This window comes from Vibrio sp. 10N.222.49.C9 (genome assembly GCF_041474985.1).
In the GTDB taxonomy this organism is placed as follows: domain Bacteria; phylum Pseudomonadota; class Gammaproteobacteria; order Enterobacterales; family Vibrionaceae; genus Vibrio; species Vibrio crassostreae_C.
Map to the genome: position 1 here is coordinate 90,546 of NZ_JBFRVD010000025.1, position 23,153 is coordinate 113,698.

At 45.3% G+C, this 23,153-nt stretch carries 20 protein-coding genes and 1 pseudogene; 7 read left to right on the forward strand and 14 right to left on the reverse strand.

Annotated features, from left to right (window positions below; all coding sequences use genetic code 11):
* The 9 genes from atpD to AB4585_RS11670 form a co-directional block, all read right to left on the reverse strand.
* Entirely contained in the window at positions 1 to 1,386 is a 1,386-nt protein-coding gene (atpD, locus tag AB4585_RS11630) for a F0F1 ATP synthase subunit beta (RefSeq protein ID WP_210441835.1), read from the reverse strand.
* A gap of 44 nt (positions 1,387 to 1,430) precedes the next feature.
* The gene (atpG, locus tag AB4585_RS11635) at positions 1,431 to 2,300 is read right to left on the reverse strand and encodes a F0F1 ATP synthase subunit gamma (RefSeq protein ID WP_017064727.1); all 870 of its coding nucleotides are present in this window, start codon (positions 2,298 to 2,300) and stop codon (positions 1,431 to 1,433) included.
* Between the two features lie 46 nt (positions 2,301 to 2,346).
* The gene (gene atpA, locus AB4585_RS11640) at positions 2,347 to 3,888 is read right to left on the reverse strand and encodes a F0F1 ATP synthase subunit alpha (RefSeq protein WP_017060841.1); all 1,542 of its coding nucleotides are present in this window, start codon (positions 3,886 to 3,888) and stop codon (positions 2,347 to 2,349) included.
* 9 nt (positions 3,889 to 3,897) lie between these two features.
* The gene (locus AB4585_RS11645; protein ID WP_017060840.1) at positions 3,898 to 4,449 is read right to left on the reverse strand and encodes a F0F1 ATP synthase subunit delta; all 552 of its coding nucleotides are present in this window, start codon (positions 4,447 to 4,449) and stop codon (positions 3,898 to 3,900) included.
* Between the two features lie 11 nt (positions 4,450 to 4,460).
* Positions 4,461 to 4,931, reverse strand: a complete 471-nt coding sequence (locus AB4585_RS11650) for a F0F1 ATP synthase subunit B (RefSeq protein WP_017060839.1) — start codon at positions 4,929 to 4,931, stop codon at positions 4,461 to 4,463.
* A 54-nt stretch (positions 4,932 to 4,985) separates the two neighbouring features.
* The gene (atpE, locus tag AB4585_RS11655; protein ID WP_004730405.1) at positions 4,986 to 5,222 is read right to left on the reverse strand and encodes a F0F1 ATP synthase subunit C; all 237 of its coding nucleotides are present in this window, start codon (positions 5,220 to 5,222) and stop codon (positions 4,986 to 4,988) included.
* Positions 5,223 to 5,269: 47 nt separating this feature from the next.
* The gene (gene atpB, locus AB4585_RS11660) at positions 5,270 to 6,040 is read right to left on the reverse strand and encodes a F0F1 ATP synthase subunit A (protein ID WP_017060838.1); all 771 of its coding nucleotides are present in this window, start codon (positions 6,038 to 6,040) and stop codon (positions 5,270 to 5,272) included.
* Between the two features lies 1 nt (position 6,041).
* On the reverse strand, positions 6,042 to 6,443 hold the full coding sequence (locus tag AB4585_RS11665) for a hypothetical protein (RefSeq protein WP_017060837.1): 402 nt from the start codon (positions 6,441 to 6,443) through the stop codon (positions 6,042 to 6,044).
* 717 nt (positions 6,444 to 7,160) lie between these two features.
* On the reverse strand, positions 7,161 to 8,045 hold the full coding sequence (locus AB4585_RS11670) for a LysR family transcriptional regulator (protein ID WP_017060836.1): 885 nt from the start codon (positions 8,043 to 8,045) through the stop codon (positions 7,161 to 7,163).
* A 157-nt stretch (positions 8,046 to 8,202) separates the two neighbouring features.
* On the opposite strand from AB4585_RS11670, the gene AB4585_RS11675 reads away from it, so the two are divergent.
* The 7 genes and pseudogenes from AB4585_RS11675 to AB4585_RS11705 all read left to right on the forward strand — a co-directional run bounded on the left by AB4585_RS11675 (position 8,203) and on the right by AB4585_RS11705 (position 17,816).
* Positions 8,203 to 8,601 (forward strand): RidA family protein, encoded by a 399-nt coding sequence (locus tag AB4585_RS11675; protein WP_017060835.1) that lies wholly within the window; start codon positions 8,203 to 8,205, stop codon positions 8,599 to 8,601.
* A gap of 187 nt (positions 8,602 to 8,788) precedes the next feature.
* Positions 8,789 to 10,249, forward strand: a complete 1,461-nt coding sequence (locus AB4585_RS11680) for an aldehyde dehydrogenase family protein (RefSeq protein WP_017060834.1) — start codon at positions 8,789 to 8,791, stop codon at positions 10,247 to 10,249.
* A gap of 206 nt (positions 10,250 to 10,455) precedes the next feature.
* Positions 10,456 to 11,451: a membrane dipeptidase gene (locus AB4585_RS11685; RefSeq protein WP_372169875.1), complete on the forward strand. Its 996-nt coding sequence runs from the start codon at positions 10,456 to 10,458 to the stop codon at positions 11,449 to 11,451.
* 231 nt (positions 11,452 to 11,682) lie between these two features.
* On the forward strand, positions 11,683 to 13,290 hold the full coding sequence (locus AB4585_RS11690; RefSeq protein ID WP_372169878.1) for a BCCT family transporter: 1,608 nt from the start codon (positions 11,683 to 11,685) through the stop codon (positions 13,288 to 13,290).
* Positions 13,291 to 13,580: 290 nt separating this feature from the next.
* Positions 13,581 to 15,393: pseudogene (locus AB4585_RS11695) on the forward strand (hypothetical protein).
* The gene (locus AB4585_RS11700; protein WP_017064722.1) at positions 15,390 to 16,127 is read left to right on the forward strand and encodes a DUF3726 domain-containing protein; all 738 of its coding nucleotides are present in this window, start codon (positions 15,390 to 15,392) and stop codon (positions 16,125 to 16,127) included. Before AB4585_RS11695 ends, AB4585_RS11700 begins: the two are co-directional and overlap by 4 nt.
* Positions 16,128 to 16,523: 396 nt before the next feature.
* Positions 16,524 to 17,816 (forward strand): alpha/beta fold hydrolase, encoded by a 1,293-nt coding sequence (locus tag AB4585_RS11705; RefSeq protein ID WP_017064721.1) that lies wholly within the window; start codon positions 16,524 to 16,526, stop codon positions 17,814 to 17,816.
* Between the two features lie 171 nt (positions 17,817 to 17,987).
* Here the strand turns inward: AB4585_RS11705 and AB4585_RS11710 are convergent, their stop codons facing one another.
* The 5 genes from AB4585_RS11710 to ccoN form a co-directional block, all read right to left on the reverse strand.
* The gene (locus AB4585_RS11710) at positions 17,988 to 18,170 is read right to left on the reverse strand and encodes a hypothetical protein (RefSeq protein WP_372169881.1); all 183 of its coding nucleotides are present in this window, start codon (positions 18,168 to 18,170) and stop codon (positions 17,988 to 17,990) included.
* A gap of 282 nt (positions 18,171 to 18,452) precedes the next feature.
* Complete coding sequence (locus tag AB4585_RS11715) at positions 18,453 to 18,680, reverse strand: PAS factor family protein (protein ID WP_004730426.1); 228 nt, start codon at positions 18,678 to 18,680, stop codon at positions 18,453 to 18,455.
* A gap of 265 nt (positions 18,681 to 18,945) precedes the next feature.
* Positions 18,946 to 21,102 carry a c-type cytochrome gene (locus AB4585_RS11720; RefSeq protein WP_372169884.1) on the reverse strand — a complete coding sequence of 719 codons (2,157 nt, stop codon included), beginning with the start codon at positions 21,100 to 21,102 and terminating at the stop codon, positions 18,946 to 18,948.
* A complete protein-coding gene (locus AB4585_RS11725; protein ID WP_017066458.1) occupies positions 21,099 to 21,713 on the reverse strand; it encodes a cbb3-type cytochrome c oxidase subunit II in 615 nt (204 codons plus the stop codon). Before AB4585_RS11725 ends, AB4585_RS11720 begins: the two co-directional genes overlap by 4 nt.
* On the reverse strand, positions 21,714 to 23,138 hold the full coding sequence (ccoN, locus tag AB4585_RS11730) for a cytochrome-c oxidase, cbb3-type subunit I (RefSeq protein WP_017066459.1): 1,425 nt from the start codon (positions 23,136 to 23,138) through the stop codon (positions 21,714 to 21,716). It abuts the gene before it with no gap.
* Positions 23,139 to 23,153: the final 15 nt, after the last annotated feature.

A 23,153-nucleotide genomic window follows, 5' to 3' on the forward strand; every position in this document is an offset into this window, starting at 1 on the left:
TTAGAGTGATTTTGCTTTGTTAAGCACTTCGTCGATAGAGCCACAGTACAAGAACGCTTGCTCTGGGATATCGTCATATTCACCGCTCAATAGACCTTTAAAGCCTCTTAGTGTTTCGCTTAGCGGTACAAAGACACCTTTCTGACCGGTAAACACTTCGGCTACGTGGTAAGGCTGCGTTAAGAAACGTTCAATCTTACGAGCGCGAGATACGGTCTGTTTGTCTTCAGTAGACAGCTCATCCATACCAAGAATCGCGATGATGTCTTTTAGCTCTTTGTAGCGTTGCAGCGTTGTTTGTACTTTTTGTGCAATGTCGTAGTGCTCTTGACCAACCACAAGTGGGTCCAATTGACGAGAGGTTGAATCCAATGGATCAATCGCAGGGTAGAGACCCAATGCCGCGATATTACGAGACAGTACAACGGTCGCATCTAAGTGAGCAAAGGTTGTTGCTGGTGATGGATCGGTTAAGTCATCCGCAGGTACGTATACCGCTTGGATAGAGGTGATAGAGCCTTGTTTTGTTGACGTGATACGCTCTTGAAGTACGCCCATCTCTTCAGCCAGTGTTGGTTGGTAACCTACTGCTGAAGGCATACGACCTAGCAGAGCTGATACTTCAGTCCCGGCAAGCGTGTAACGGTAGATGTTATCAATGAACAGAAGTACGTCACGACCTTCATCACGGAAGCGCTCAGCCATAGTCAGGCCTGTAAGTGCAACACGTAGACGGTTTCCCGGTGGCTCGTTCATTTGACCGTAAACCATGGCTACTTTGTCTAGTACACCTGCTTCTTTCATCTCGTAGTAGAAGTCGTTACCTTCACGAGTACGCTCACCTACACCGGTAAACACAGAAAGACCTGAGTGGGCTTTGGCGATGTTGTTGATAAGCTCCATCATGTTGACGGTTTTACCTACACCAGCACCACCGAACAGACCAATTTTACCACCCTTAGCGAATGGACAGATAAGGTCGATAACCTTAACGCCTGTTTCTAGAAGCTCAGTGCTGTTTGCTTGTTCTTCATAAGAAGGGGCTTCACGGTGAATCTCGTAGTTTTCTTTCTGACCGATTTCACCACACTCATCGATAGGTTGACCAAGCACGTTCATGATACGGCCTAGCGTTTCTTCGCCGACAGGAACCGTGATTGGAGAGCCTGTGTTTTCAACCGTTAGGCCACGACGTAAGCCATCTGACGTACCCATTGCAATACAACGAACGATATTGCTACCCAGTTGTTGTTGTACTTCCAATACTAACGAGCTTGCTTCGTCGCTAGTCACTTTCAATGCATCATAAACGCGTGGGCTGTTGCCGCCGCTGAACTCGACGTCAACCACCGCGCCGATTACTTTAACTATTTTTCCAACACTCATTCTTAAATCCTCAAATTCTGTTCTTGACCCAGTCTTTTCTAGCCCTAGACAGCTTGGGCACCTGAGACTATTTCACTCAGCTCTTGGGTAATGGCAGCCTGACGCGCCTTGTTGTAGACCAACTGCAAGTCATCAATGAGTTGGCCTGCGTTATCAGTCGCCGCTTTCATAGCGACCATTCGGGCTGCTTGCTCACAGGCAATGCTTTCAACAATGCCTTGATACACTTGCGATTCGATGTATCGATGTAACAGTTCTGAGAGTATGTCTTTGGGTGCTTGCTCATAGATGTAGTCCCAACGACGCGCTTTTTTAGGCTCACCACCTTCCTCAGAATCCGAAGGGTGGGGGAGCAACTGCAAGGTCGTTGGCGCTTGAACCATGGTGTTGACGAACTGGTTGTAAACGAGATACAAGCTATCGATTTTACCTTCGTCGTAATGCCCGAGCATCGCATTCACCGTACCTAAGATGTCTTCTAACTTAGGTGTATCGCCAAGACCTGACGTTTGTGCAATAACGTTGCCGCCGCGTTGGAAGAACGAGATAGCCTTAGATCCCACTAAGGTTGTTTCTACCTCGACTCCCTTGGTGCGCCATTGCTCCATTTCTTCTAACACTTTCTTGAACAAGTTTGAGTTCAAGCCACCACACAAGCCGCGATCGGACGAGATAATGATGTAAGCGACACGCTTAGGTTCACGCTGTTGCAGGTAAGGGTGCTGGTACTCCAGGGAACCCGATGCAACATGAGAGATAACTTTTCGCATGTTCTCGGCGTAGGGGCGAGTTAGCGTCATGTTGTCTTGAACCTTGCGCATCTTACTTGCTGCAACCATTTCCATTGCGCTAGTGATTTTCTGAGTGTTACTAACACTGGCTATCTTGGTGCGAATTTCTTTAGTACTTGCCATAATCTGCTCCTATTTGTTTTGATTTCCAGCTAACAAACCGGAGCACTTACCAAGCTTTCATCCCAACAAAACCTTCTAGGATCTCTTTAAGAGCACCGTCGATTTCGTCATTGTAATCGCCTGTCGCGTTGATTTTTTCGAACAACGCAGGGTTCTGACCTTTGGCATAAGCAATCAGCTCTTCTTCAAAACGGGCAATGTTGTTTAGCTCAACACCGACCAAGTAGCCTTTCTCTGCTGCGTAGATAACCGTTGCTTGCTCAGCGACTGACATTGGAGAGTATTGTTTTTGCTTCATTAATTCGGTAACACGCTCACCATGGTCTAGCTGTTTGCGCGTCATCTCATCTAAGTCAGAAGAGAACTGAGCAAAGGCCGCCAGCTCGCGATATTGAGCTAATGAAGTACGGATACCACCAGACAGTTTCTTGATGATCTTGCATTGCGCCGCACCACCCACACGAGATACCGAGATACCTGGGTCTACTGCAGGACGTAAGCCTGAGTTAAACAATTGGGTTTGAAGGAAAACCTGACCATCGGTGATTGAGATTACGTTGGTTGGTACAAACGCTGATACGTCACCCGCTTGAGTTTCAATGATCGGAAGCGCCGTTAATGAGCCAGTTTGACCTTTCACTTCACCGTTAGTGAACTTCTCTACATACTCTGCATTCACTCGTGCTGCACGTTCTAGAAGGCGTGAGTGAAGGTAGAATACGTCGCCAGGGAAGGCTTCACGACCCGGTGGGCGTTTCAATAGCAACGAGATTTGACGGTAAGCAACGGCTTGTTTTGATAGGTCATCATAGATGATCAATGCATCTTCACCGCGGTCACGGAAGTACTCACCCATAGTGCAACCGGCATAAGGTGCTAGGTATTGAAGTGCTGCAGACTCTGATGCTGATGCCACGACTACGATGGTGTTTTTTAGCGCATCGTGGTCTTCGAGTTTACGAACCACGTTAGCGATAGTGGAGGCTTTTTGGCCAATCGCCACATACACACATTTGATGCCAGAATCTTTCTGATTGATGATCGCATCGATAGCTAACGCTGTTTTACCCGTCTGACGGTCACCGATGATAAGTTCACGTTGACCACGACCGATTGGCACCATGGTATCAACCGCTTTATAGCCAGTTTGAATTGGCTGATCAACAGACTTACGTTCGATTACACCGGGTGCAATCACTTCTACAGGGTCGAGTCGGTCACAACTTACTGGGCCTTTGCCATCGATTGGCTCGCCTAATGTGTTCACAACACGGCCAAGAAGACCGTTACCGACGGGGACTTCCAAGATACGACCTGTACCTTTCACTTTCATACCTTCAGATAGGTCAGTGTAGGGGCCCATAACCACCGCACCTACTGAGTGCGTATCGAGGTTAAGTGCGAGTGCGTATTTGCCACCTGGTAGCTCAATCATCTCGCCTTGCATAACATCAGCAAGGCCATTGATTGTGATGATGCCATCACGAACCGATACGATAGTGCCTTCATTGCGAGCCTCGGTGCTCACATTAAATTTCGAGATGCGTTCTTTGATTAGATCGCTGATTTCATTTGAATTTAATTGCATAATTGTTACCTATCTCGCGTGAAGTTGATGAGCCAATCGGTCAATTGATGTGTTTAAAGAACCATCGATAACGGTTTCACCCGCCTTGATGACCATTCCACCTACTAACGTGTCATCAATAACCTGCTTCATTTCAACCTGACGCTCTAATTTCTTCTCAAGTGCAGCTGTTAGTGACGTAACTTGATCTTGTGTCAGCATTTCTGAACTGGTGACAGTGACAGGCACTACACGTTCATGTTCGTCCTTTAGCTCGCAGTACAATTCAAACAGGTCTCTTACAACAGAAAGGCGGCCGTTCTCGGCCAAGACTCGAATAAGATTAATGACGTGGTCATCAACGAGTCCTTGGCAAATATGAATGATGAGGTTTGCCAGCTCTTCTGTTTGGTGTGTAGAAGCACCTTCTGCTGAAGAAATCTGACTAGCGATCGTTTCTTCTTCCGCGACAGCCACAAGAATGGACAGCATTGAGTGCCACTCTTGTAACTGGTTTTCACCTAAAGCAAATTCAAACGATGCTTTGGCGTAGGGATGAGCAATATTGGTGTAATCTGACATATTGCCTCTCCTTAGAGTTCGCTAATCATTTGGTCAACTAGCGCTCGGTTCGTTGCGGAATCTAGGTTTTTGCTAATCAGTTTCTGTGCACTTTGAATTACTGCGTCTGCCATATCTGCCTGAAGTTCACGGCGTATCTTTTGGCGTTCGCCTTCTAGCTCAGCTCTACCTTGTTCTAAGATGCGTGCCTTTTCTTGCTCGGCTTCTTGTTGCGCTAAGCTGATGATTTCATTGCGGCGTTTTCGGCCCTGTTCAACCAGTTCAGTCACATCTTTTCTTGCATCTTCGATGAGTTGCGCGCCATTTGATTTTGCTAGTTCTAGCTCTTTCGCAGCGTTCTCTGAGTGGCGTAAACCATCAGCGATTTCTTTTTGGCGCTCGTCTAACATCGCGGTGAGAGGGGGCCATACATATTTCATGCAGAGCCAAACAAAAATCACGAATGAGATTGCTTGTCCAAACATGCTTGCATTTAAGTTCATACCTTCCTCACTAAATCTTGATTATTTACAAATCGATCTTTCAAAGCGGTTTGATTAAGCCACGGCGAAGATGATGTATAGACCGATACCAACACCGATCATCGGTACTGCATCCACAAGACCCATCATGATGAAGAATTGAGTACGAAGCATTGGAGTAAGGTCTGGTTGACGCGCAACACCTTCAAGGTATTTACCTGCTAAGTTACCAATACCAGATGCTGCACCTGCTGCACCTAAACCGATCAGTAATGCACCTGCTACATATAAAACTGCGCTTACGATATCCATTTGTATCTCCGATAAATAATTTGTTAGTTAAATTTTTTAGTTATTAATTAGTGGTGTTCTTCTGTTGCCATACCTAAATAAACAACGGTCAGTACCATAAATATAAATGCTTGCAAGAATACGATTAATATGTGGAATAGTGCCCAAGGAACACTCAGTGCCCATTGCATCCACCATGGCATTAATGCGATCAGAATAAATATCATCTCACCTGCATACATGTTTCCAAATAATCGTAAGCCTAGTGATATAGGTTTTGAAATTAATGTTATTAATTCAAGAACTAAGTTAACAGGGTATAAAAGAGGGTTATCAAATGGCTGCGTAGTAAGCTCTTTGATAAAGCCTTTCAATCCTTTATTTTTAAATGTATAAGTCAACAGTAAGATAAATACACCGAGTGCCATCGACATTGGAATATTTACGTCCGCCGTTGGTAGATCTCTAAAGTGTTCTAGACCCATTGCACGACTTAATGCTGGTATGAAATCTATTGGTAATAAATCGACCGCGTTCATTAACAACACCCAAACAAAAGTGGTTAATGCCAGTGGCCCTATTAATTTATCCTCCGCTTGAAAAATCTCTTTTACTAGGTTGTTTACAAAATCAAATATCAGTTCGATAAAACATTGAAATCGACCTGGAACACCGCTGGTGCCCTTAGTCACTACGTATCGAAAAGCTCCAATAAACAGTAAACCCGTAATCCAAGATACCAACATCGAGTCGATATTGAACGCCCAGAAACCATCACCTGTAGTTAAGAAGGTTAAGTGATGCTCTATGTATTCGTGAGCGGTAGTTACTTGATCCATACTACACGTACTCCGATCTTGTAGAGGCAGTAATAAATGGTGTTAAGAAGTACCCAACCATAGTGAGAATATATGCGTACAATATTACTGGGTTATCCAATTTGAAAAACTGGAACGCCAAGATAAACATTAAGAACGTATAAGTTATTTTCACGACACGACTCATTTGCATTAAGTCACGTAAACTATAATTAGGATTCTTGCGCACCTTTAGGCTTGCATATATAAAACCAAACAGCGGAGGTAGCATCGCAATTCCGATACCCAAAGCCGACGATTCCATATCTACTTTATTACCAAAAAACACTTCATATAAAACTACACCGACGGCTAATACTACTTGGCAGAGAACAACTCTTTTAGCAGCAACAAGAATGTCACCACTTATCCCATTAAGCCTCATAATAAAACCTTATATTTAACAGTGTAAGCTCATATAAAACACAGTTTGAATATGTCTTGCTACTCGCATTTACTTGTTAATAAAACTTTGCTTGTTAACAAAGAGATAATCTTGCTGGTTTTATATCTCCTGACGAAATAGAACGATATAAACTAGTTCGCTCTCGTTTCGACAAAATATAAACTACGCCTAAAATTATGTGATCAAAACGACAAATATTGATATCAATAATTCCATTTTTGAAATGAATGTTTTTCATTTATGAAAGTAATAGTTCTATCACTTTATTCATGAATATTTAAGATGCTTTATCCTTGTGAAAAAGAGGGTCTTTTTAGAAGGGAGTAGCGAGCTAAATTTTCAACTTATGATCTTATCAATTAAGACTATTCAAACACTTAGGTTCATTTACAAGCTGAGTTGTGAAGTGTGATTTTGGTAGGGGTTAAGCTTGTTTGAGGCAATGATGGAAGATCTGGTTTTTCTGGTAAATTAAACGTACGTCGCTCCTTATCAATAAGCGAATATTTTTTATATTGTCGTCAGCTTGTCACTATTTGCGTGCGCGAGAGTGTAAATTCAGCGCCTAAATGTTGATGATATAGGAGTGAAATGGGGGACTGGGTGTGCGAGAAGCATGGTGCGGAGAAGAAACACCGAGTTTTGAGGAAGTTAATGGCAGCATAGCGCTGCCTAATTTACTTAATCTAGGCTCTCTTATGACTCTTCATAACTGAGGTATTGAATACATAAGTCATGGAAAGCCTGTGCTTGTGGCGAGATCGTACGATCAGACAGTCTGAAAATGCCGATTTGTCGTTGCAAGGGTGGGTCAATTAGCGGAATCCACACCAAGCGGGTTTCATTGGTTGGGAAAGCCAGCTTAGGTAGCGTGGTCACGCCTATCCCGAGCTCTAACACCGAAAAAAGCGAGGTAATGTTCTCGACAGAGTACAGGGCTTGTTCGCTGAGCATGCGCGCAGGTGTTGGGTCCAGTAGGGTGCAAGTCCCGTTACGAATGAAGGGCTGCTTTAACAAGGTTTGCCATTCGATTCCTTCCCGTTGAGAGGCGATAGGGTTATCTTTGAGGCACACCACACCGATAGGATCAGAAAGCAAAGGCGTGAAGTCGATGCTCTCTTCTTCTAAATGGGAGCTATTACCGAGGGCAACATCCACCTCGCCAGAGAGTAATCTTGCTTCTACCCCTGCCGCATTATCATCAATCAAACTCACTTCTACATTCGGGTACTGCTCACAAAATGCCCCTAAAACACTAGGGATGAGTTTTGCGGCCACCGAAGGCACGCTCGCTATTCGAACTCTTCCTTGTTGTCCTGCTGCCGCTGCGCGTAAGTCATTGTCTAATGCTTTGTACACGTTCAGAAATTGAATGATCTTGGGCAAACATATTTCTCCAAAAGGCGTCAGTGTCGATTTGTTGCCTGTTTCAAACAGAGGTTGGCCGAGTATTTTTTCCAACTCTTTTATCGAAGTCGAAAGTGCCGCTTGCGATCGATTTGCACGGTGAGATGCCGCTCTAAATCCACCTTCTTCGACCACCAAAACGAAATGTTTTAACTGTTGTAGCTTAATACTCATGACTCCGATCCTTCTCTAGCCCTTGCTATACCTTACTTTTTTAAAGGTGATAGATTTTATTTATCAAATGCACAAAATTTACCGTTAGATTTATCAGGCGTCAAGGTGCAGTATTTAACCATCTTGAAACATAGTTGTTACAAAGTTGGATGAAATCGTGAACGCACAAACTAAAAAACACCCAGTAAAAACCTCTCTTTTTGCTTCAAAAGCACCACTAGAGTGGGCAATCGTTAATAACGGCACTCTATACACTGCGCAGATTCCAATCGATGAAACGGGCGCAGTAGTAGAAGGCGGTATTGAAGCGCAAACGCGTCAGACTTTTAACAACCTTGTTCATACCTTGGAGTGTGCAGGCGAATCGATGGATTCTGTGCTGCAGGTTCTGATTTACGTGACTGACCGTGAATACCTGAAAACGGTAAACAGCGTATACGGAGAATACTTCAACGCACCTTATCCAAATCGTGCAGCAGTCGTTGTTGCAGGGCTAGCTAGAGAAGAGATGTTGGTTGAGTTCGTGGTTTATGCATCGGCGTCTCAACCTGAATAAATGGACTGTGAACTGAGGCAATTTGCCAGTCAAAGCTGTTTGTCTACGCAGATCTTTACTAATACAAGCGAATAGTTTTACGTCTAGATACAAAATTAATACTTATTCTCTATATGAATTAACAATTTATTAATTAATCCGATGGTTGCCAGACTCAACCGCAACCTAACGTTACAAGGACAGAATGATGACTCACTTACAGAATGTTCAAGCAGAAAACGCACTTTACATTGGCGGCGAATGGCAAGCGGGTGTAAGCACCGTAGCGAACATTAACCCATCAGATATTTCTGAAAATATTGGCAACTTTGCACAAGCAAGTGCTGAACAAGTTCAACAAGCGATTTCAGCGGCGAAACACGCTCAACCAGAGTGGGAAAAAACGCCGATTGAACGCAAGCAAGCGGTGCTTCAAGCTATTGGTGATGAGCTGATTGCCCGTTGTGATGAGCTGGGCACTTTGCTATCTCGTGAAGAAGGTAAGCCTTTTGCTGAAGGTCGCGGTGAGATTTACCGTGCAGGTCAGTTCTTCCAATACTTTGCGGCTGAAGTGCTTCGCCAAATTGGTGACAACGCAGATTCTGTACGCCCGGGTGTTTCTGTTGAAGTGACTCGCGAAGCGGTGGGCGTTATCGGCATTATCTCTCCTTGGAACTTCCCGACAGCAACAGCAGCTTGGAAAATTGCTCCAGCATTGGCTTTCGGTAACAGCGTTATTTGGAAACCAGCAAACCTAACACCAGCAAGTGCGGTCGCGCTTACAGAGATCATCCACCGCCAAGGTATCCCTGCAGGTACGTTTAACCTTGTACTGGGTAGCGGTTCAACAGTAGGTGATGCACTGATCAACTCTAAAGAAGTGAACGGTGTGAGCTTTACCGGTTCTGTTGATACGGGTCGTAAAGTGGCAGCGGCTACAGCGCCAAACTTCGTTCGATGCCAACTAGAAATGGGCAGTAAGAACGCACTTGTTATTGCTGACGATGCTGATATCCAAACTGCGGTTGATGCAACGATTGCAGGTTCGTTCTCGGGTGCTGGTCAAAAATGTACCGCGTCTTCTCGCCTTGTGGTTATGGATAGCATTCACGACCAATACGTTGAAGCACTGATTAAGCGTATGAGTGAGCTGAAAGTGGGTCACGCACTGGAAGAGGGCGTGTTCATGGGCCCTGTTGTTGACGGCAACCAACTTGAAGCGAACCTAGGCTGGGTTGAGAAAGCACGTCAAAGCGGCGGTGAGCTGGCATTTGGTGGTGAACGCTTGAGCATGAAACACGAAGGTTTCTACATGTCTCCAACGTTGTTCTTGAACACTAAGAACGATTGGGAAGTGAACCAAGAAGAAGTGTTCGCACCAATGGCAAGTGTGATTCGTGTCGCTGACCTAGAAGAAGCGATTGCGACAACCAACGACACTCGCTTCGGTCTAACAGGCGGCATCATCACTCAGAGCTTACGTACGAGCGCAATGTTCAAGCAACAAGCGCAGACCGGTTGTGTGATGGTCAACCTACCAACAGCAGGCACGGATTACCACGTACCGTTTGGTGGTCGTAAAGAGTCTAGCTTCGGTCCTCGTGAGCAAGGTCAATACGCGAAAGAGTTCTACACAGTGGTTAAGACGGCTTACCAACGTCCTTACTAATCCACTTTCTAAATAAGAATTGGATAGCTGAATTAACTTCCTAGCTATCCAGCTATCGAATTGGCCTGATTTACAGAGTCAGGCCAACATTCAAACCAAAGCAGCAAACGAACTTAGATAAGTGATTTAACCCATTTTTGAAAACATGTTGTTTGAGCGTGTTTTCAAAACCGAGCTAGAACACTGAGCTTTCAATAGGAGTGGTTATGTACCAGCAACGGATTGTTATAGATGGATTGCAATACTGCAATTGGAACAGAGAATATTTCCAAACACTAAAGGCGAGCGGCATTACAGCAGTTCACGCTACCGCGGTTTACCACGAGACGGCTCGTGAAACCTTATCTCGCTTTGCAGAATGGAACTTAAGATTCGAGCAGAACGCAGACCTTATCATGCCGATTCACTCAATGGCTGATGTCGAGACTGCAAAAGAGACTGGCAAAGTCGGCATTTTACTTGGTGCTCAAAACTGTTCTCCAATCGACGATGAGATCGGTCTTATCGAAGTGATGCGTAAGCAAGGCCTTTTGATCATGCAACTGACGTACAACAACCAGAGCTTATTGGCGACGGGTTGCTACGAGAAGAACGACACAGGTATTACTCGCTTTGGTAAACAAGCCATCGAAGAGATGAACCGAGTGGGCATGATCATCGATATGTCTCACAGTGCCGAGCGCTCAACACTTGAAGCAATCGACTTGTCTTCTCGTCCTATTTGTATCAGCCATGCGAACCCAACGTTTGCTCATGATGCACTACGAAATAAATCAAACGATGTGATTAAAGCTCTAACCGCACGCGGCGGCTTAATCGGATTCAGCTTGTACCCATTCCACTTACCAAATGGCAGTCAATGTACGTTGGAAGATTTCTGCCAGATGGTTGCGACTACGGCTGACATGGTTGGCGTAGAGCACCTCGGTATTGGCAGTGACCTATGCTTAAACCAACCTCAAGCCGTTCTTGAATGGATGAGAAATGGTCGTTGGTCTAAAGCAATGGACTACGGCGAAGGCTCTGCAAGCAATTCAGGTTGGCCTGATGCACTGCCTTGGTTCTGTGGTAGTTCAGGTATGGAAAACATATATAACGGATTGATGCGTCACGGCTTTAGCGAGTCTGAAGCGGGACAAGTCTTAGGAGAAAACTGGTTTAACTTTTTGAAAGATGGCTTAGAGCCTCAAAGCCAAAGTTAAGCTGCGCTTCTTACTAATAAGCATCTAACGAGCAGTCTGCTAAACACGTTCACTTAGTGAGAATTGCTTCATCAAATTCACAATTTAAAAGGAACAACGGTCTATTTCGCAACGCGGTAACCCAAACATGGATTAGCCTGCCCAACACAAAAAATAATAGGGCAGGTGTTAAATACACCCTTGTAGTCATCATTTTTATGACAGCTGCAAAGAAACCTCTGGAGTCAGAGTATGTCTGATTTAACCAATAGCGTGAAATCTCCAAGCTTAAATGCGGGTCAAGCACACACAACAAGTAATGCAAAAAGCAACACAAACCAGTCTGAATCTACGTCAGACAAATTAGGGTTATCCAACCCAGCACTTTGGTACAGCGGCGGTTTTATCGCTCTGTTCGTGACACTGGCCCTATTTGATGGCGAACTGCTATCAACTCTGGTTAACACGGGCTTTGCGTGGTCGGTAAAAGTATTCGGTCCTTACTGGCAAATGCTACTTCTTCTGACTTTTCTTATTGGTCTTGGCCTGGCGGCAGGGCGAACAGGCAAGGTTATCCTAGGCGGCATCGCTAAACCTGAAATGGATGGTTTCCGTTGGATGGCGATCATCTTCTGTACGCTACTTGCGGGTGGCGGCGTATTTTGGGCTGCAGCAGAACCGATTGCTCACTACGTTAGCCCACCACCATTGTACGGTGCACAAGAAAACGCACAGCAAGGCGCGGTTAATGCGTTATCACAATCTTTCATGCACTGGGGTTTCCTAGCATGGGCAATCGTCGGCAGCTTAACGTCTATCGTGGTTATGCACCTTCACTACGACAAAGGCTTGCCACTTAAACCGCGTATTTTGCTTTACCCAGTATTAGGCGAACGTGCACTGAAAGGTCACACCGGCGCTTTGATTGATGCATGTTGTATTGTCGCTGTAGCGGCGGGCACCATTGGTCCTATCGGCTTCTTGGGCTTGCAAGTGAGCTATGCACTGAATGCACTGTTTGATATCCCTGACGGCTTCACGACGCAGCTGATCATCATCTTATTCGCTATCGTTCTATACACATTATCGGCATTGAGCGGCCTTAACCGTGGAATGCAAATGCTAAGCCGTTACAACGTGATTCTGGCAATGGCATTGATGGTCTACATCCTGATCTTTGGCCCTACAAACTTTATCTTTAACGGCTACATTCAAGGTGTAGGCAGCATGATCGATAACTTCATCCCAATGGCGACATACCGTGGTGACGAGGGGTGGTTGAGCTGGTGGACAGTATTCTTCTGGGGTTGGTTCCTAGGTTACGGCCCAATGATGGCAATCTTCATTGCACGTATCTCTCGCGGTCGTAGTATTCGCCAACTGGTTTCAACCATCAGCTTAGTTGCACCGTTTGTTACTTGTTTCTGGTTCACGATTGTTGGTGGCTCTGGCCTTGCGTTCGAAATCGCAGATCCAGGCAGCGTAAGTAAAGCGTTTGAAGGCTTTAACTTACCAGGTGCTCTTCTAGCGGTAACTCAGCAATTACCAATGCCGATGCTTATCTCTATCTTGTTCCTGATCTTAACCACGATTTTCATCGTAACGACTGGCGACTCAATGACTTACACCATCAGTGTTGTGATCAGTGGTGAGACAGAGCCGAATGCAATCATCCGTACTTTCTGGGGCGTGATGATGGGCGTAACGGCGTTGATTCTGATTTCTCTAGGCTCTGGTGGTATTTCAGCGCTGCAATCTTTCATCGTAATCACAGCGGTTCCGGTGTCCTTAATCTTACTGCCATCGCTTTGGAATGCGCCTCAAATCGCAATCAAGATGGCGAAAGAGCAAGGTTTGTAGAAAGCAGAGTTTGTAGAAAAGCAGAGTTTGTAGAAGCGCAGGATCTGTAAAGAAACTGTAGAGGAAACGCTCTCTAAAAATTAAAGAGAAACAAAGTATCAGCCTTTGAAATAAGGCTGATACCAGATTCCGAAAGGAAGAGAAAACCCGTACTGGTGAAGATACATCGGACGGCAACTATTTAGGTCAAGAGATCTAGTCAGGACAAATAATAAGGGGCGAGTTCGCTTGCCTCGATAACATCAATAACGATTAAAACGTGAAAGCTAACCAACATACTGTCGCTATATATGCTTCAAAAGACAGCAACGATCGGTTCTGAATGGCTAGCAAAATCCTATAACTATTAAGGTGGTGAGCAAAATGGATGCACATCGTTCTACCTACACTGAATCAGCACTACGTGACGCAACGGTCGTCATGGCACCGGAAAGACTGGGTGCTATGCACCAAACACGCATCAGCTTCGTAAGAACTCTGATTCGTAAAATGGCGCAACAGCAATGGAAAGTGACTAAGCATGAGTGGCAACTAGACGCTCGAGGTTTTGGTCATGTTATCTATAAGCTAGAGACGCCAAATCATGTTTATCATTTGGTTGTTTTCTGCGATGAGATTGCAGACGACGAACGAAATGACCGTGTAATTGCTGAAAAGTGGGACGTAACGTTTGCTCTGGTTCTTGGTGATGTTGATGTCACCCTACTTGAGAGACTTCGTGCGAATGTACCGCTACAAGAAGCAGGCCGTAACCCTAACAATGTGCTTGTTTTAGCGCGTGCCAACAAAAGTGTACGAGTGTTTGAACATATTGTTAGTCACTTGGCTAAAGGTGTTCAACCAACGCCAAAAGAGCTAGCGGAAGTTGGCTACATCCTACGAACCACAGCGGTTTATGGTAATGGTAAGTTTGGTATTGCTGACTTTAAAATCTTGGAAAAGAATCCAGATTTTAATCAATCGTTCAGTGCTCAAATGTGTGCTGTTTATATGCTGCGTGAGTTCAGCCTAGATTGGGTTCATTACCTAGCGGAGCAACAAGGCGGTGAACAAGCGATTACCTTGCACAGAGGCTTACAACGCTACCTAGGTGTGGGTAATGCCACAGGTTTAGGTATGGCGCCATATCTGATTAACCACCCAAGTATTGTCGATCAATGGATGACAACCCGTGAGCATGCATTAGCTGACGTGTTAGCTAATCACACGGATACGGCATTGATTGAGCCCCTACGTACATTAGTTAAAAAAGCGATTTGTCATTTAGAACAAGTTGTTACCATCAATGAAAATCAGCAAGAGTTGAACAAAACCGCTGTTGATGAGTTGAAACACGCAGAACAGTCACTAGAAGCTTCTGTAAACCATTGCGATACATGGGCGCAGTTAGTTGAACAATCTAAGCACATGAGTATGGAAGCCCAAGAAATCCTTATCTCATGCTTGATGGAATTGTACCCAGAATTAGTGGACGCCCATCAAGAGCAAATGAATTGTAGCGAAACACTCTCGCTTCCTAGTGGCAAAAAGATCCAAGACCTATTGGTTGTGTTAGAAGAAAAGTACCGTTGGGCGATCACGACCGACTTTACGAAAGCAGAAAATAACTACTGGTTCTGGTATCGCTCTCAGGACAAAGAAGAGCCAAGGCTCGGTGTTCGAGGCGAGGAACTCGGCGAAGAGCGCGAACTGCCGTTGGATATCGGCCGTCAAGCTTACCGTCTGTACCATGCTTTATTGCAATTCGCGCCAGAGCTTTCATTGGCTGAATTCCTTGTTAAACAACCGCAGCATCGTGCCATTGCGCGCCGTGTGTGGACGTTAGGTAACAAGGCGATGGGCGACATTCAAATGAACGTGCTGCACCAAGACTCGCCACCAATGCATTTGCTGCGTTGTAAGCTAGCGATGTTTGGAGCGACTAAGTTTGATCCTCGCTCAGACCGTTGGGTACGAGTGACGTTTTTCCAAGGTGCACCGTTGCTTGATGAAATTCATCAGGACGAATGGGTGTTCCCAATCTTACCAAGTGAAGCGGAGATCGCTGACTCAAATAAAGTTCCTACACATATCAACGCTCAACATGGAGGTAAATCGTTATGATCGTTTCTCACAATGAACTGGTAGCGGCCGTTAATAAAGCCTTTCTGGGTATGCGTCGTACATGTGGTGAAGCCGATGTGATAGCGAACATGGTGGCAGATTTACAAATGGTTGGCTTGGATGGTGTTCGTCATTTTAACAATGCGAGCAACTTTATGGGGCTAGAAGACGATTGCCCTGTAGACATCCAAGTGACAAGCGACAACACAGTTGAAGTGGACCTGCACAAGGCGAGCTTAGCGTGTCATCTTCCTGTGGTGATGGATTACGCCATTGAAAAAATGGTCGGTAAAAAGACGCTGAAAATCGAGCTAAACAACTGCCATAACCGTTGGTTAGCGTACAGTGAGCTTGTAAAACTGGCAGCGAAAGGCATCGCATGTACCGCACGTTGGGATAATGGCTCAAATCCTAAGAGCACCTTGTATGTGCTTAACCGTGGTTGCGTTGCACCAGAACTGTTTTTATCAGATTTGCCTCTGGCATCGGACGATCATATCCACAATATGACCATCGAGCTTTCCGTCCAGGATTTCGATATCGAACGTTTGTCAGATGGCTACCAAACACACATTGAATCGGAAGCGCTTTTTAAAACTCAAGAGAAGGCGTGGAACGAGGGCATTGAAGTTGACGATGGAGAGTGGGGCGCGTTGAAAGAAACGGCGACGGCTATCCTTGTTGAAAACAGCCAACGTTCAATTCAAGGTGCAGGTGAGCTCGAGGCTTCTTAGCTTTGTTTTATAGAGCTATAAGTTACAGAAGCTCAGTTTATAGATCTTTGGCTTATAGAAACTAAACCTATAAAGCCTGAGCTTGTTCAACCTAAAAACCTCATTTACAACAGATAAAACCAAAGAGCTTAACGTATCCTCACCTCGTTAAGCTCTTTTTATTTGTGTCCCACTTTTGTTCTTCTTCTCAATAGATCACATCTTAAACTCTCTGTTTTGACACAAGTTGTTACGCGTATAAAGCTAATTTGGCGATTTAATGAAGTACCTTCACATTCAGGTTCAACAAACGGTTTCATTTACAAGCTAGTATGCGTATCTTGCTAACTACGGTGCCAAAGGGTGCCATTTTTATTCGTACCAATGACTTTAGAATCAGATAAAAAGGAATGAAGCGTGCAAGCTAACTTTATTGATGGAACCACCCTGTACCGTCAGCACTCTTTCGAGTTGCCACTTGATTATCAAGCCAAAGATGGACAACAGATCCAAGTCTTCGCACGTGAGCTGGTTGATCTCGCTAAAGATGAGCAAGAGCTGCCGTGGTTGATCTACTTTCAAGGCGGCCCAGGTTTTCCTTCTCCACGGGTGAGTGGTCAATCGGGTTGGCTAAAGCGTGCATTACAAAACTACCGTGTTCTGCTTCTAGACCAACGTGGTACTGGCAACAGCACGGTTATCAGCCATGAAACTTTGGCGCATTTGTCTCCAGAACAACAAGTCGAATACTTAACGCATTTCAGAGCGGATAACATCGTTCGTGACGCTGAAGCGATTCGTGAACAGTTTGGTATTAAGCAATGGTCGACGATTGGTCAAAGCTTTGGTGGCTTCTGTACACTGAGCTATTTGTCACTGTTCCCACAGAGCTTGCAGCGTTGTTATGTGACGGGCGGCATTCCTTCTATTGAACGAGAAGCTGACGATGTTTATCGTGCGACTTACAAGCGTGTAGAAGACAAAAACAGAGCTTTCTTTGCTCAGTTCCCACAAGCACAAGCTATGTGTCGCGAGATCTCTGATTACCTGCTCAACAACGATGTGAGACTGCCAAACGGTCAGGTGTTCACAGTTGAACAGTTCCAGCTAATAGGTATTAATCTTGGTGGCGGCGAAGCAAACCTTCCAATGTATTTCACACTGGAGAGTGCGTTTGTTGAAGTGAACGGTAACAGACAGCTGAGCTACAGTTTCCTAAATCAAATGCAGCAAGAGCAGGGTTACTTAACTAACCCAATTTACGCAATCTTGCATGAATCGATTTACTGTCAAGGTACAGCGTCTAACTGGTCTGCACATCGTGTTCGTGAGCAGTACCCACACTTCAACTACCAATCGGGCAGTGAGTTCTGGTTTACTGGTGAAATGGTGTACCCATGGATGTTCGACCAACTTGAAACGTTGAAGCCACTGCGTGAAGCCGCGAACATGTTGGCTGAAAAGTCGGACTGGGGCACTTTGTACAACGCAGAGCAGTTGAGCAAGAATACAGTGCCAATGGCGTGTGCCGTTTACGCCGATGACATGTACGTTGAGTTGGATTACAGCCGTGAAACATTGGCGAACATTCCTAACTCGAAAGCGTGGATCACCAATGAATATGAACACAATGGCTTGCGAGTAGACGGCGAAAGGATTGTCGATAAATTGATGACGATGGTTGAAGCGTTAGAAAATCTGCCAAAGTAATCAAGCTATTTGCACTAGAAACAAGATGCGTTAGAAGCTTTCTACTTTAGAAACTATCTACGTTAGAAATACGATACGCCAGAAACAAGAAAACGCTGCACCCATGCAGCGTTTTTTTATGTCATCGAACTATTCGATTTAAGGAACTAGGAGGGGTAGCCCTTGAAGCCATTAAGGTTGGATGACGATATCTTGATTTTCAGTGGTCGATAAGCTGGCGCGGTTCTGTTCGATAAGCTGAGCCGCATAAGAGGGAGTTACAGCTTGAATTTCGCCTTTTGAACGAATCGTTAATGCTTCCCACGCATGATCACGGTATTTGCCTGTTTGTCTATATTCAATAAGTACTCTCATGATTCTTCCATCCGATGTGTGGTTAACGTGCTACTAACATTAGCGCCATTATTGTGGTTACACACCTGTTAAAAATGGAACATAAGATTAACCAAATGAGAATGCGTGTAACTTGAAAAACAGACCTAACTGCACTTATCTTCTTAACCGCGTTTATCGCAACTAACCGTATTTATCGCAACTAACAGCATTTATCGTAACCAACCTTACTTATCGTAAATAGCGTCCATAAAAAAACGCTGCACAATGGCAGCGTTAAAGTTGAGATAGGTTAAAGGTTGCTTAGCTGTTTTCTAAGCCAACAATCTTGCGTGCAGACATCACTGCACTATCCAAATCGGTCAATCTACCAGCACTTGCTGGACCAAGAACTGATGAATACAAAGCCAACTGCTTCTCAAATGATAAATCTAATTGGTTATATAGATTTTGGCGGATTTGAGCGTGTTGCTGTGGCTTTGCGCTCGATAGGCCTTCCAACGTATCGTAGATGAGTGTAGTTGTATCCATAACTGTCCCTAGTACATCTTTAGAAAATTTTGCATATTATGCACTTGGTATCATCTTTGTTCTGCGAGATTGATCGCATTATGTGCAGCTCTGCTTAATTGTGTAATCAGTTAGTTACAATTGTGTTGTACGGCAAAGTGTCGGAACTCGGGTTTGGGCAAAAGAAAAGGAGACACAGTGGTCTCCTTTTGGCTTGTTAGCAAAGATAAAAATTACGTGCTGTTCGCTGTTTATTGAGCCAATCGGCTACGCACAGCTACAGCGCCTATCGTATGTTAATGTTCTTATCTCGATTTTCGTACATTTCAGGTGTGGTGTGTAATCCACCTGCATAGCCTGCTGCTTCAAGTGTTTCTCTTACCTCTCGAACATGCTCAGCCGTGACCGGTTCATTTCTGTCGCCAAGGTTTAAACGCACAAATGTGATTAACTCAGCTAAGCGTTGATCCGACAGTACATCCTCAAAACTTGCCATTGGCATGAAATTTCTGTCTTTGTCGAGATAGGTGGGTTGCAAGCCGCGCACCGTTACCGCAATGGTATTGAATGGGTCGCTGTGCATGATAATACCGTTGTTCAACAGAGTAGGGGCGATTGGATCGCGACCTTTACCATCGTCACCATGACAGGCCCCACAGGTTTGACGATACGTGGTGTAGATTTCACTGGCATACGCAGCTTCATCAAACCCTTTAGGCTGTAACTGAACGGCATCACTGGCAATGGTGTTGTTGATGTCCCCACTGAGTAGGTAATAGGACATCGACTCAATATCTTCACGCGTCATCAAGCTTAGGCTGTTTTTCACTACATCAGCCATACCCGCAAAAGCGGTGCCTTTGTCTGAATGTCCTGTGTGTAAAAAGTCTGTGAGTGTTGCTTCATCCCAATCATCGATATAGAGCTCATTGGCTGTAATATCAGGCGCGTTCCAACCGTCGATCAAGTTACCTTGGAAAATACGTTCTGGTATCAGTGCTTGGGCAATATTTCGAGGTGTATGGCACTCCGAACAGTGACCAAGTCCTGCGACCCAATATTTGCCTTGTTGCCACTTATCGACATTCTCAATTTCTCCTTTGAGTTCCTCTGGCACTTCATAATCAATAGGGTCGGTATCCATGAATACGATGTTCCAGCCAAGCAAACCTAAGCGAATATTGGATGGAAACATCATGCTGTTGTCATCATTGCGTCGCGGCACGGCGGTGATTGACTGCATGTATTCCCATAAATCCACCATGTCTTGGTCGGTGAGGTATTGATAGGAGGTGTAAGGCATTGCAGGGTACAGGTAACCATTCTTGCCTTTACCTGCGACTAACGCCGCTCGGAAATCATCGAAGTCATAAGTCCCAATACCTTCGGTAGTGTGTGGCGTTATGTTGGTTGAATACACGGTGCCGAAGGGGGTGACAAAGGGTAGGCCGCCAGCAAAGGGTTCGCCACCTTCTGCACTATGACAAGCCACACAGTCACCGGCATAAGCGAGATATTCTCCGCGCTCAACAGATGATGCTTTCAAACTCGCGAGCCGTTGTTGCTCTACGTCACCAGCGTGTCGGATATAAGCCCCAAGCGCGAGTATCTCGTTCTCACTGAGCTGCTCATCAAACGCAGGCATTAGGTTGTTCAAACCGTAATTGATGGTGTGCTGAATCTCTTCAATACTCCCTCCGTGAAGCCAGATATCATCGGAAAGATCAGGTACGCCAATCGCTGGGTTAGCGACAGCACCATCGGCATGACAAGACGAACAGTATTGGACGAACAAGGTTTTACCGAGCTCGACTTTAATCTCCGGCACATCGGTATGACGTTGGTTGAGGGAGGCTAGATAGTAGGAGACTTTTGCCACCTCGTCTGGGCGCATGATTTCACTCCAACCCGGCATCGCTCCATTTCGCCCTTTGGCAATCGAATGGATCACAGCTTCATCACTGCCGCCGTATAACCATTCTTGGTCGATAAGATTAGGGAAGTGTTTCTGACCTTGTGCATTATCTCGGTGACAAGCGGCACAGTGAGTTTGGAATAGAATCCTACCGCTGTTCACGATCTCTGGGACAGCAGCTAATCCCTCTAACGTGGTTTCGCTGGTTTGTGCAAATTGCTCATTGAGAGTGGTGGATGGTGAACTGAGCTTATCGTCGCTTTGTTCCCAATCGACTAAGCCTTCCCATTCTCCAAGCCCGGGGTAGAGCACCAAATAACCCGCAGACAAAAGAAATGCCACTGCATAACTGATAAATAACAGCTTAGGTGGAGGCGCATCTTTCTCTTCAATACCATCAAAGGTGCCAATGGTGTGGTCGTGATCGGCCTTGTGATTGCTACGCCAGTATTTAACGACAACAGACACCATCAGAACAAAGAATATTAAGGTTAAGAGTACCGCCCATAGATTCCAGAATGTGCTCATTGTGATACCTCCTGTGACGTATCTTTACCCAGGCTTTGTAAATAGCGAATCAGAGCTTCACCTTTGGTTTTGCCTCTTACTTGCAAACGGGCATCACCAATTTCTTGATCGGTATAAGGCACACCTAAGGTACGTAACACTTCCATTTTGGCGCTAATATCATCGCCAGTCAGAGTCTGCTCAAATAGCCACGGGTAAGAGGGCATGATCGAGGTCGGTACGACTTTTCGAGGGTCAATTAAGTGAATAGCATGCCATTGGTCAGAATACTTTCTACCTAAGTTAGTGAGGTCAGGACCAGTACGTTTAGAGCCCCACAAGTTAGGAAACTCATAGATATCGTCTGCTTCTTGGTTCGGGCGACCATTACGCTTCACTTCTGGCTCTAGAGGGCGAACCATTTGTGTGTGACAAACATGGCAGCCTTCACTGATGTATGTGTCTCGGCCTGCTAACTCAATCGGTGTGAGAGGCATCGCTAAGCTGCCTTTGGCAATATCATCGCCACGGACAATGCTTGGCACTACCCAGACCAATAAAGAGAAGGAGGCCACGACAACAGTGGTCAAAATTAAAATGACGATTGAATGTGTAAAGTCTTTACTCATCATTTAAGCTCCTTCATTAACAGTGTGTTTAGCATCATTTGTTACGGGCATACGAACCGTTTTGTACAAGTTGAAAGCCATTAAGAACAATCCAAGTACAAACAGCGCGCCACCAAAGAAACGCATGAATAGCCAAGGTGCTTTAAAGTCCATAGCTTCTACAAAACTGTAAATCAGTTCGCCATTTTCATTTTGAGCGAGCCACATATATCCCTCGCCGATGCCTGCGATCCAAAGTGCTATTGCATAGATGGCGACGCCAGCATGAGCAAGCCAAAAGTGCCATTTAATCAGTCGTCGTGACCATAGATCGGTTTGGCCCCATAAGCGTGGAATGAAGTAGTAAAAAACCGCTATCCCTGACATCCCAACCCATCCGAGAGCCGCGGAATGTACGTGCCCGATGATCCATTCGGTGTTGTGTGCCACCATGTTGAACCAGCGAATAGCGAGTAGCGGACCTTCGAATGTTGCCAAGCAGTAGTAAAGAATCGCTGAGAAAAAGAATAAAAGAACGTAGTCGGACTTCAGCTTTTCTTTATTTTGTAGGAGGGTCATTGCGCTATTGAACGCGCCTGCCCAAGAAGGGAGCCACAGGATCAAAGACATAACGATGCCGATGTTCTGAATCCAGATGGGAACAGAAGAATAAACCAAATGGTGCGTTCCGGCCCACGTGTAAAAGCCGACCAAGCCCCAGAAATGGATCACAGACAAACGGTACGAGTAGATAGGTCGATCCGCCGCTTTGGGTATGAAATAGTAGTTCATACCAATCACACCAGCGGTCAGCAAGAAACCGACGGCATTATGTCCCCACCACCATTGAACAATCGCATCTTGAGCGCCTGCAAACACAGAGTAGGACTTCATCGCCAACACAGGCATCGCGAGGTTGTTGACGATGAAAATCATTGCAACGACGATAATGAATGCAGCAAAGAACCAGTTAGCCACAAAGATATGGCTGACCTTTCGTTTAGCAAGGGTGCCAAAGAACAACACCGCGTACAGCACCCAAACCAACACAATCATCAAGTCGATTGGCCATTCAAGCTCCGCATACTCTTTTGAGGTAGTGTGGCCTGCGGGTAAGGAAATGACCGCAAGTAACAGGATGAATTGCCAGCCCCAAAATACCATCCATGAAAGGCTTTTGTTGAACAAGTCACAATGGCCTGTTCGCTGGGCAATGTATAAAGACGTCCCCATCAAGATATTCACGACGAAGCCGTAAATTACTCCAGAGGTATGTAGCGGACGCAGTCGACCAAATTGGAAATACTGAGAATCAAAGTTTAAGACTGGCCAATATAATTGCGCGGCGAGAATCACGCCGATGATCATACCTACAATCGCCCACACTAAGGATGCAATGATGAAGTACTTCACGACCTTAATGCTGTATTGCGTTGTCACTTGTTCCATAACAAGGCTCCTTGC